The sequence below is a fragment of the Streptomyces sp. NPDC044921 genome (assembly GCF_056432865.1).
Genome location: NZ_JBWKIF010000004.1, coordinates 386,553 through 397,533, shown reverse-complemented (window position 1 = coordinate 397,533; position 10,981 = coordinate 386,553). Strand labels below are relative to the sequence as shown.

Here is a 10,981-nt window from a genome sequence, read left to right as displayed (position 1 = left end):
GTCGGATCGGCGTGCTGGGGTTGCGTGGCGGCTGACTGTGCGTTGACGCGCCAACCGCGGAGACTCCCCGGCACGGCTCCTTCCGTGCGTCGGCGGCTGCGGGTGCGTCGTGGGTGCGGGCGGTGACTCGTGGCGGCCGCGGTTTGGCGGGCGGCCGCCATCGTCGGATCGGCGTGCTGGGGTTGCGTGGCGGCTGACTGTGCGTTGACGCGCCAACCGCGGAGACTCCCCGGCACGGCTCCTTCCGTGCGTCGGCGGCCGGCGGGTGCGTCGTGGGTGCGGGCGGTGACTCGTGGCGGCCGCCCGTCCCGGTGGGGCGATTGCCGTCGGCCGTGGGTCCGCCCGGGCTCAGCCGCACCGTCCGGTCGGCGTCAAGCCGTGGCCGCCGGGGGTGCCGGTGTCAGGCGGCGGGCCAGCCAGGTCGGCACGCCGCCGAGCAGGCGGTACAGCCGTCGTGCCTCCTCCCGCAGCCGGGACGCCTCCGGTTCCGTCTCCGTGTCGGCGAGGGACACCAGCGCCGGGGCCGTGCCGACCAGGTAGCCCAGTTCCTCACGGATGCGCAGGGACTCGGCGAAGCCGTGCCGGGCCTCGGCCAACTCGCCGTCGCGCAGCGCGAGTCCGGCGAGGTGGCGCCAGGTGAAGGAGAGCAGCAGCGGGTCGGCGTGGGCCGTCGCGCCGGCGTGGGCGCGGCGGTACGCGGCCCGCGCGGCCTGGGGGGAGCTCGTCAGGTTCTCCGCCAGGAGGCCGCGACGGAAGTCCAGCAGGGCGCGCGCCGGAGCCCCCGGAGGGATCAGCGCCGCCGCCCGGCCCAGCGCGGCGCGCGCCTCGTCGGCCCGGTCCCGGACCGCCAGCAGGGTCGCGGCGTAGGCCAAGTACCCGCGTTCACAAGCGGCGGCGCCGCGTTCGTCGTCGCTGTGGGCCACGGCCTCGGCCGTGCGCAGCGCGTCCTCGGCCTCCTCCCAGCCCTCCTCGGTGTACAGACACCGTTCGACCAGCAGCGACGCGCGTTGCAGCGCCGCCGCCGGGGTGGCGGGCAGCAGCAGCGCGGCCGCGTCGGCCCAGCACCCGCGGGAGCGCAGCCGCCATACCGCGGTCTGGAGGGGATCGTCACCAGCGGTCGTTCCGTTACCAGACATGGCGGTATGCGCCACGTTGCCCTCCCCGAGCACGCCATCGAGCTGTTGAGTGGTGGCGGCATCTCAGCACGAATCGCGGGGCCGGGCCAAGAGGGTGGGTGAAGGATTTCACAAAGTCGTGGGACTCCGGGGTGTCCCGGGTTTGGGCCGGGACACCCCGTGTTCTCAGCTCATCCGCAGCGCCAGGAAGAAGTCCAGCTTGTCCTCCAGCCGCGACAGGTCACGGCTCGTCAACTGCTCGATGCGTCCCACCCGGTAGCGCAGCGTGTTGACGTGCAGGTGCAGGCGGGTGGCGCAGCGGGTCCAGGAGCCGTCGCAGTCGAGGAAGGCCTCCAGTGTCGGGATCAGCTCGGCGCGGTGGCGGCGGTCGTAGTCGCGCAGGGGGTCCAGCAGGCGGGCCGTGAACGCGCGGCGGACGTCGTCAGGGACGAACGGCAGCAGCAGGACGTGCGAGGCGAGTTCCTGGTGGCCCGCCGCGCAGACCCGGCCCGGGCGGGCCGCGGCGACGCGGCGGGCGTGGCGGGCCTCCTCCAGCGCGCCGCGCAGGCCCTCCGCCGAGTGCACGGCCGCGCTGACACCGAGGGTGAGGCGGCCGTCGTCGTCCAGACCGGCCGTGAGGGGCGAGCGTACGGACTCCAGCAGCGCGTCCGCGAGGACGCCGGTCTCCGAACCGTCGTGCTCCGCCGAGACGGCCGGGAGCGGGACCAGGGCTATGGCCTCGTCGCCCGTGTGCGCGACCGCGATGCGGTCGGCGTGCTCCGGGCCGGCGGACTGGGGGTACTCCCCGCTCGAAGCGCCCGGGGGAGAGTCGACGAGGATCTCCTCCAGGAGGGACTGCGCGACCGGGCCCGTCCCGGTCTCGGCGCCGTCCCACTCGACGCGGGCCACGACGACCTGCCAGTGCGGCGCGGCGCCGAGGCCGGGCAGCAGCACGGGAGCGGCCACGCGCAGCCGGGCGGCGATCTCGGCGGGGGCCGCGCCCGTCTGGACCAGCTCCAGGACCTCCTGGGCGAGACGGCGGCGGACCGTACGGGCCGCGTCCCGGCGGTCGCGTTCGACGGCGATCAGCTGCGTGACGCCGTACAGCAGGTCCAGGCGCTCCGCGGCCCAGTCCCCGGCGTCCGCCTCGACCGCCAGCAGCCAGTCGGACAGCACGGTCTCCCGGACGTCCGGGGTGCCCTGCGGGGAACGGCCCGTGGAGCGGATCGGGAAGAGCGAGTAGGTGGTGGAGCCCAGGACGGCGCGGTGGGGGGCGCGGCGGCCGGTGCGGGTGGCGGACAGGTGCTCCGCCGCGAGCCGGGCGCAGGTCTCGGCGGGCAGGGCCGGGCCCGCGGCCTTGGAGCCGGCGATGAGGCGGCCGGTCGGGGACAGGACCCAGGCCCGCAGGTCGAGGTCCGAGCCGAGCAGGTCCAGGACCACGTCCGGGCCACCGCCCGCCGGGCCCGACGTCATCATCCGGCGGTGGCGGTCGACCACCGCCGCGAGGTCTCCCGCGCGCTCGCCGGAGACCTGCCGCACGACGTGCTCGGTGATCGTCGCGAAGGCCACCGACTCGTGCACCGCGAAGAGCGGCAGGCGGTGGCGGGCGCAGGCCGCCACCAGGTCCTCCGGCACGTCGCCCAGCTCGGCCTCGCCCGCGGCCAGGGCCGCCACCCCGGCCTGCACGAGGATGCGCACGAACGGCTCCGAGTCCGCGGCGTCCCGGCGCCAGGCCAGGCCCGTGAGCACCAGCTCGCCGCCCGAGAGGTAGCGGCTCGGGTCGCGCAGGTCGGTGGTCATCACGCCGCGCACGGCGCGGTCCAGCTCGTCCTCGCCGCCGAGCAGCTTGAGGCCCAGCGCGTCCGTGTCCAGCAGTGCGCGCAGCCGCATTCTCGTCGCCGCCGTTCTTTGTCTCGAAATCTATGGTGGATCTTGGTGGGGGTACGGAGGGAAGGGCGGTTCGGCGGGCTGGTGAGCGGCGCTCGCCGTCTCCGGACCGCGTCCCGGCTGTGTCCCAGGTCACGCGGCTGTGTCGCGCGTTTCCACAGGGAAACGAGGAGGTTTCCGATGGCCTCCGTTCATACGAATCTACAAGATGCCTCTCCTGGCCAGCCAACTCCTTCATGGTTTCCGTGACTGACCCCGTCGGAGTACCGCGCTGTGTACTGAGGCCACGACGCGTTAACAGCACATGAACGAGCCGGGACCGCCGCACACGGATTGGCTCAATCTGGACGCCCCACGAGAAGACGAAGAAGAGAGCCGGTCATGGACTTCCTTCGCCCCGCCAGCTGGGAGGAGGCGCTCGCCGCGAAAGCCGAGCACCCCACCGCTGTGCCGATTGCGGGTGGCACCGACGTGATGGTCGAGATCAACTTCGACCACCGCAGGCCCGAGTACCTCATGGACCTGAACCGCATCGGCGACCTCTCCGAGTGGGAGGTCGGCGAGGAGAGCGTGCGGCTCGGTGCCTCCGTGCCGTACACGAGGATCATGGAGAACCTCCGCGCCGAGCTGCCGGGGCTGGCTCTCGCCTCGCACACGGTCGCCTCCCCGCAGATCCGCAACCGCGGCGGCGTCGGCGGCAACCTCGGCACCGCGTCCCCGGCCGGCGACGCCCACCCCGCCCTGCTCGCCGCGGGCGCCGAGGTCGAGGTCGAGTCGGTGCGCGGTTCGCGCCGCATCCCGATCGACGCGTTTTACACGGGCGTGAAGCGCAACGCGCTCCAGCCCGACGAGCTCATCCGCGCCGTGCACATCAAGAAGGCCGAGGGGCCCCAGCAGTTCTCCAAGGTCGGCACCCGCAACGCCATGGTCATCGCCGTGTGCGCCTTCGGGCTCGCGCTGCACCCCGCGACGCGGACCGTGCGCACCGGCATCGGCTCCGCCGCCCCGACGCCCGTGCGGGCCAAGGCCGCCGAGGAGTTCCTGAACGCCGCGCTGGAAGAGGGCGGCTTCTGGGACAACGGCAAGATCATCACCCCGTCGGTCGCCAAGCAGTTCGCGGACCTGTGCTCCGCCGCCTGCAACCCGATCGACGACGTCCGGGGCACGGCGAGCTACCGCCGCCACGCGGTCGGCGTCATGGCGCGCCGCACGCTGACCTGGACGTGGGAGTCCTACCGCGGCGCCCGCCGCGCTTCGGAGGGAGCTGCGTAATGCGCGTCAACTTCACGGTCAACGGCCGTCCGCAGGAAGCCGACGACGTGTGGGAGGGCGAGTCCCTGCTGTACGTGCTCCGGGAGCGGCTCGGGCTGCCCGGTTCCAAGAACGCCTGCGAGCAGGGCGAGTGCGGTTCGTGCACCGTCCGCCTGGACGGCGTGCCGGTGTGCTCGTGCCTGGTCGCCGCCGGGCAGGTGGAGGGCCGCGAGGTCGTCACCGTCGAGGGCCTCGCCGAGTACGCCAGGCAGCGCGCCGAGGGCGGCTGTGCCTCCGGGGCGTGCGGCACCTCGCTGCAGGACGCCCAGGGGTGGCAGGCCAGGGGCACCGACTCGCAGACCGGCGAGGGCACCGCACTCTCCCCGATCCAGCAGGCGTTCATCGACGCCGGCGCGGTGCAGTGCGGCTTCTGCACGCCCGGTCTGCTGGTCGCCGCCGACGAGATGCTGGAGCGCAACCCCAACCCGACCGACGCGGACATCCGCGAGGCCCTGTCGGGCAACCTGTGCCGCTGCACCGGCTACGAGAAGATCATGGACGCGGTCCGCCTGGCGGCCGCCCGGCAGTCAGAGGCGGTCTGAGCGTGTCTTCCCCCAACGGAACCCCCACCAAGATCACCCAGGGCTCGCAGACCAGGGGCGGCATCGGAGAGTCCACGCTCCGCCCGGACGGCACCCTCAAGGTCACCGGCGAGTTCGCGTACTCGTCCGACATGTGGCACGAGGACATGCTGTGGGGCCAGATCCTCCGCTCCACCGTCGCGCACGCCGAGATCGTCTCCATCGACACGGGCGAGGCGCTGGCGACGCCGGGCGTGTACGCCGTGCTGACGTACGACGACCTGCCGACCGACGTGAAGAACTACGGCCTGGAGATCCAGGACACCCCGGTCCTCGCCCACGGCAAGGTCCGCCACCACGGCGAGCCGGTCGCCCTCGTCGCCGCAGACCACCCGGAGACCGCGCGCCGGGCCGCCGCGAAGATCAAGGTCGAGTACCGGGAGCTGCCCGTCGTCACCGACGAGGCCTCCGCCACCGCCCCCGACGCGATCCTCGTCCACGACAACCGCGACGACCACCACGCCGGCCACGTCCCGCACCCCAACATCGTGCACCGCCAGCCGATCGTGCGCGGCAACGTGGAGGAGGCGCGCGAGCGGGCCGACGTGATCGTCGAGGGCGAGTACACCTTCGGCATGCAGGACCAGGCCTTCCTCGGCCCCGAGTCCGGCCTCGCCGTGCCGGAGGAGGACGGCGGCGTCCACCTCTACATCGCCACCCAGTGGCTGCACAGCGACCTGCGCCAGATCGCGCCCGTGCTCGGCCTGCCCGAGGACAAGGTACGCATGACGCTGTCCGGCGTCGGCGGCGCGTTCGGCGGCCGCGAGGACCTGTCCATGCAGATCCACGCCTGCCTGCTGGCGCTGCGCACCGGCAAACCCGTCAAGATCGTCTACAACCGTTTCGAGTCGTTCTTCGGGCACGTCCACCGCCACCCCGCGAAGCTGTACTACGAGCACGGCGCCACCAGGGACGGCAAGCTCACGCACATGAAGTGCCGCATCGTCCTGGACGGCGGCGCCTACGCCTCCGCCTCCCCGGCGGTCGTCGGCAACGCCTCCTCCCTGTCCGCCGGCCCGTACGTGATCGACCACGTCGACATCGAGGCCATCGCCCTCTACACCAACAACCCGCCCTGCGGCGCCATGCGCGGCTTCGGCGCGGTCCAGGCGTGCTTCGCCTACGAGGCGCAGATGGACAAGCTCGCGGCGAAACTCGGCATGGACCCGGTGGAGTTCCGGCAGCTCAACGCCATGGAGCAGGGCACGCTCATGCCCACCGGCCAGCCGGTCGACTCCCCGGCCCCGGTCGCCGAACTGCTGCGCCGCGTCAAGGCGATGCCGATGCCGCCGGAGCGCCAGTGGGAGTCCAGCGAGGGCGCCGACGTACGGCAGCTGCCGGGCGGCCTGTCCAACACCACGCACGGGGAAGGCGTCGTGCGCGGGGTCGGCTACGCGGTCGGCATCAAGAACGTCGGCTTCTCCGAGGGGTTCGACGACTACTCCACCGCCAAGGTCCGCATGGAGGTCCTCAACGGCGAACCGGTGGCCACCGTCCACACCGCCATGGCGGAGGTCGGGCAGGGCGGGGTCACCGTCCACGCGCAGATCGCCCGCACCGAGCTCGGCGTCACGCAGGTGACCATCCACCCGGCCGACACCCAGGTCGGCAGCGCCGGTTCGACGTCGGCCTCGCGGCAGACGTACGTCACCGGCGGCGCGGTGAAGAACGCCTGCGAACTCGTCCGGGAGAAGGTCCTGGAGATCGGCCGCCGCACGTTCGGCTCCTACCACCCGGCCTGGGCGACGGCCGAACTGCTCCTGGAGGGCGGCAAGGTCGTCACCGACGGCGGCGAGGTCCTCGGCGACCTGGCCGACGTCCTCCAGGGCGAGGTCGTGGAGGTCGAGGCGGAGTGGCGGCACCGGCCGACCGAGCCGTTCGACCTGCGCACCGGCCAGGGCAACGGGCACGTGCAGTACTCCTTCGCCGCGCACCGGGCCGTCGTCGAGGTCGACACCGAACTCGGCCTGGTGAAGGTGATCGAGCTGGCCTGCGCCCAGGACGTCGGCAAGGCGCTCAACCCGCTCTCCGTCGTCGGCCAGATCCAGGGCGGCACGACCCAGGGCCTGGGCGTGGCGGTCATGGAGGAGATCGTCGTCGACCCGAAGACGGCGAAGGTCAAGAACCCCTCCTTCACCGACTACCTGATCCCCACCATCCTCGACACGCCGACCATCCCCGTCGACGTGCTCGAACTCGCCGACGACCACGCCCCGTACGGGCTGCGGGGCATCGGCGAGGCACCCACCCTGTCGTCCACCCCGGCCGTGCTCGCGGCGATCCGCGCGGCGACCGGGCTGGAGCTGAACAGGACGCCGGTCCGCCCCGAGCACCTGACCGGCACCGCGTGAAAGCTCTCCGGGCGGCGCACCGGAACGTCACACTTCCGCGCCGCCCGGAGGACCGGGCACCACACCGCTCGCGGTCCCCGGAAACCGACTGATCGTTCGTCTCGGGCCGTCCCCCGGGTCGTGCGGCCGAAGCACCTTCCCAAATCCCGCACGTCGTTCCGACGAGCCGCGGGTGCCCCTATGAACCTTGGGAGTAGGCCCACATGACCCAGCAGTCAGTAGAGCCGAGGACCACAGCCGACGACGCGGGCGAAGGCACCCGCGTCCCGGCCGGGCGGTCCTGGCTCGACCGGTACTTCCACATATCCCACAGAGGGTCCACGGTCGCCCGCGAAGTGCGCGGCGGCATCACGACCTTCATGGCGATGGCGTACATCCTCCTGCTCAACCCCGTGATCCTGTCCGGCAAGGACGCGGCCGGGGGCACCCTCGGGCAGCAGGCGCTGATCACCGCGACCGCGTTCGCGGCGGCCCTCACCACCCTGCTGATGGGCTTCGTCGGCAAGGTGCCGCTCGCCCTCGCCGCGGGCCTGTCCGTCTCCGGGGTCCTCGCCTCCCAGGTCGCGCCCGAGATGACCTGGCCGCAGGCGATGGGCATGTGCGTGATGTACGGCGTCGTCATCATGCTGCTGGTCGTCACCGGCCTGCGCGAGATGATCATGAACGCGATCCCGCTCGCGCTCAAGCACGGCATCACCATGGGCATCGGCCTGTTCATCGCCCTCATCGGCTTCTACAAGTCCGGCTTCGTGCACCAGGGCGAGGCCACCCCCGTCACGCTCGGCCCGGCGGGCGAACTCGCCGGCTGGCCGGTCCTGCTCTTCGCCGGCACCCTGCTGCTGATCTTCATGCTCCAGGCCCGGCACATCCCGGGCGCCATCCTCATCGGCATCGTCGGCGGCACGGTCGTCGCGGCGGTGCTGAACGCCGCGGGCGTCATCGACCCCAAGCAGTGGGCGGCCGGCGCCCCCGAACTGCACGGCAGCGCCGTGTCCATGCCCGACTTCTCGCTCTTCGGCGAGGTGGAGTTCGGCGGCTGGGGCCAGGTCGGCGTGATGACCGTCGGCATGATCGTCTTCACCCTGGTGCTCGCCGGGTTCTTCGATGCCATGGCGACCATCATCGGCGTCGGCACGGAGGCCAGGCTCGCCGACGACAAGGGCCGCATGCCGGGCCTGTCCAAGGCGCTGTTCATCGACGGCGCCGGCGGTGCGATCGGCGGCGTGTCGGGCGGCTCCGGCCAGACGGTGTTCATCGAGTCGGCGACGGGGGTCGGCGAGGGCGCGCGCACGGGCCTCGCCTCCGTGGTGACCGGACTGTTCTTCGCGGCCTGCCTGTTCTTCACCCCGCTCACCGCGATCGTGCCGCAGGAGGTCGCGTCCGCCGCCCTGGTCGTCATCGGCGCGATGATGCTGATGAACGCCCGCCACGTGGACTGGGCCGACCGGGCCACCGCCGTCCCGGTGTTCCTGACGGTCGTGCTGATGCCGTTCACCTACACCATCACCACCGGTGTCGCCGCGGGCGTCATCTCCTACGCCGCCATCAAGACCGCCCAGGGCAAGTGGCGCGAGATCGGCGCCTTCATGTGGATCCTCACGGCGGTGTTCCTCGTCTACTTCGCCCTCAACCCGATCGAGAGCTGGCTGGGCGCCCACTGAGCCCACCGCACCGCCCCGACGCAGCAGCCCCAAGGAGACCGAGACAGATGCTGGACATCGCCGAAGAACTGAACCGGTGGGTCGAGCAGGGCCGTGACTTCGCCGTGGCGACCGTGGTGGCCGTCGGCGGCAGCGCGCCCCGGCAGCCCGGTGCCGCGCTCGCGGTGGACGCCGACGGCACGGCCGTCGGCTCGGTCTCCGGGGGCTGCGTGGAGGGCGCGGTCTACGCACTGTGCGAGCAGGCGCTGCGGGACGGCGAGACCGTCCTGGAGCGCTTCGGCTACAGCGACGACGACGCCTTCGCCGTGGGCCTGACCTGCGGCGGCGTCATCGACGTCCTGGTCACCCCGGTGCGGGCCGCCGATCCGGTCCGGCCGGTGGTCCGGGCCGCGCTCGCCGCCGCCGCCCGAGGGGAGGCGGCGGCGGTGGCGCGGATCGTGTCGGGCCCGAGCGGACTGACGGGCCGCGCCCTGCTGGTCCGCCCCGACGGCTCCCGGCACGGCGGCTTCGGCGCCCACCCGGAGCTGGACCGCACGGTCGCCGCCGAGGCGGGCGCCTTCCTGGACGCCGGGCGCACCGGCACCCTGGAGATCGGCGAGCAGGGCTCTCGCTGCGGAGCGCCGCTCACGGTCCTGGTCGAGTCCTCCGTCCCCGCCCCCCGCATGATCGTGTTCGGCGCGATCGACTTCGCCTCCGCCCTGGTCCGCGTCGGCAAGTTCCTCGGCTACCACGTCACGGTGTGCGACGCCCGCCCCGTCTTCGCGACCCGGGCGCGCTTCCCCGAGGCCGACGAGATCGTCGTCGACTGGCCCCACCGCTACCTGGAGCGCACCGACGTCGACGCCCGCACGGTCCTGTGCGTGCTGACCCACGACGCCAAGTTCGACGTCCCCCTGCTGAAGCTCGCGCTGCGGCTGCCGGTGGCGTACGTCGGCGCCATGGGCTCCCGGCGCACCCACCTGGACCGCACCGCCCGCCTGCGCGAAGTCGGCGTCACGGAGACGGAGCTGAGCCGCCTGCGCTCGCCGATCGGCCTGGACCTCGGCGCCCGTACCCCCGAGGAGACGGCCCTGTCGATCGGGGCGGAGATCGTCGCCGGGCGGCGCGGCGGCAGCGGGGTGCCGCTGACGGGCGCGCACACGCCGATCCACCACGAGCCGGGGCCGGGCGCGGCGGAGCGGCGCATCGGGTCGGTCGCCTGAGCCCCTCCCCGGCCGGTCAGCGGGCCGCGGCCTCCAGCAGCGACAACGGTTCCGCGCCCGGCAGGGGCGTAACCGAGGCCAGGGCCAGGCCGGCGGCCTCGCACAATTCCTCGAAGTCCGCGCGGGTGCGTTCCCGGCCGCCCACGTTCACCAGCATGTCGAGGTCGCTGAGGTAGGTGGCCGCGGTGCCGTCGGACGCCACGGTCCCGGGCAGGACCGGTTCCACGATCAGGATCCGGCCGCCCGGTGGCAGCACGGCCCGGCAGTTGCGCAGCATCACGAGCGCGCGGTCGTCCGGCCAGTCGCCGTCCCCGCCTCCGACGTCCGTGACGGAGCCGAAGCGGCCGAAGGCGAAGGCGTGCGGCAGGACCGCCGCGATCTCGCCCGTGGCCTGGCTCATCGCCCCGTTGAACTCCGCCGAGAGCCCGGGCCGCCGGGCGAGGTGGCTGAAGAAGTCCGTGCCGAAGACGGTGTCGAAGGCGACGCCGCCGGTGCGGACGCCGTCGTCGAGGTGCTCCCGGGCCCGGACGACTCCGGCTCGGTGAACATCCGCACGAAGGAGGTGAGCGAGCCGGGGCGGCCCGGGTCGAGGAGGGCGCCCGCGGGGGCCACCGCGAAGGTGCCGGAGCTGTGCTCACGCAGCAGGCCGAGGCCCGCCAGGGCGCGCGGCAGCCGCGTCATGGACTGGGGTTCGGCTCCGGCGTCGGCGGCCACCTCCGTGGCCGGCCCGGGTGCGTCGCCGATCAGCTCGACGACCCCGAGCCGGACGGCCGCGCGGACGGTCTGGGCGGCCATGCCGCCGAAGACGAGGCGTACGAGCCGGTCGCGGTCGCTCGTGCCGGGTGCGGGGGCAGGGGTGATCGCCACGGGTGT

At 73.1% G+C, this 10,981-nt stretch carries 7 protein-coding genes and 1 pseudogene; 5 read left to right on the top strand and 3 right to left on the bottom strand.

What is annotated here, in order from left to right:
• Nucleotides 1-371: 371 nt before the first annotated feature.
• Both AC07DA_RS09000 and AC07DA_RS08995 read right to left on the bottom strand, forming a co-directional pair.
• Nucleotides 372-1,136, bottom strand: coding sequence for a hypothetical protein (locus AC07DA_RS09000; protein ID WP_479125958.1), 765 nt, complete (start codon nt 1,134-1,136; stop codon nt 372-374).
• Nucleotides 1,137-1,301: 165 nt separating this feature from the next.
• The gene (locus AC07DA_RS08995) at nt 1,302-3,005 is read right to left on the bottom strand and encodes a PucR family transcriptional regulator (RefSeq protein WP_479125956.1); all 1,704 of its coding nucleotides are present in this window, start codon (nt 3,003-3,005) and stop codon (nt 1,302-1,304) included.
• Nucleotides 3,006-3,383: 378 nt separating this feature from the next.
• Between AC07DA_RS08995 and AC07DA_RS08990 the strand changes: the two genes are divergently transcribed.
• The 5 genes from AC07DA_RS08990 to AC07DA_RS08970 all read left to right on the top strand — a co-directional run bounded on the left by AC07DA_RS08990 (nt 3,384) and on the right by AC07DA_RS08970 (nt 10,108).
• Nucleotides 3,384-4,274: an FAD binding domain-containing protein gene (locus tag AC07DA_RS08990; protein ID WP_479125955.1), complete on the top strand. Its 891-nt coding sequence runs from the start codon at nt 3,384-3,386 to the stop codon at nt 4,272-4,274.
• Entirely contained in the window at nt 4,274-4,855 is a 582-nt protein-coding gene (locus AC07DA_RS08985) for a (2Fe-2S)-binding protein (RefSeq protein WP_479125954.1), read from the top strand. Before AC07DA_RS08990 ends, AC07DA_RS08985 begins: the two co-directional genes overlap by 1 nt.
• 2 nt (nt 4,856-4,857) lie before the next feature.
• Complete coding sequence (locus tag AC07DA_RS08980) at nt 4,858-7,245, top strand: xanthine dehydrogenase family protein molybdopterin-binding subunit (protein ID WP_479125952.1); 2,388 nt, start codon at nt 4,858-4,860, stop codon at nt 7,243-7,245.
• 203 nt (nt 7,246-7,448) lie between these two features.
• On the top strand, nt 7,449-8,906 hold the full coding sequence (locus AC07DA_RS08975; RefSeq protein WP_479125950.1) for an NCS2 family permease: 1,458 nt from the start codon (nt 7,449-7,451) through the stop codon (nt 8,904-8,906).
• A gap of 47 nt (nt 8,907-8,953) precedes the next feature.
• A complete protein-coding gene (locus AC07DA_RS08970) occupies nt 8,954-10,108 on the top strand; it encodes an XdhC family protein (protein WP_479125949.1) in 1,155 nt (384 codons plus the stop codon).
• A 16-nt stretch (nt 10,109-10,124) separates the two neighbouring features.
• Here the strand turns inward: AC07DA_RS08970 and AC07DA_RS08965 are convergent.
• Nucleotides 10,125-10,975, bottom strand: a pseudogene (locus AC07DA_RS08965) (methyltransferase).
• Nucleotides 10,976-10,981: the final 6 nt, after the last annotated feature.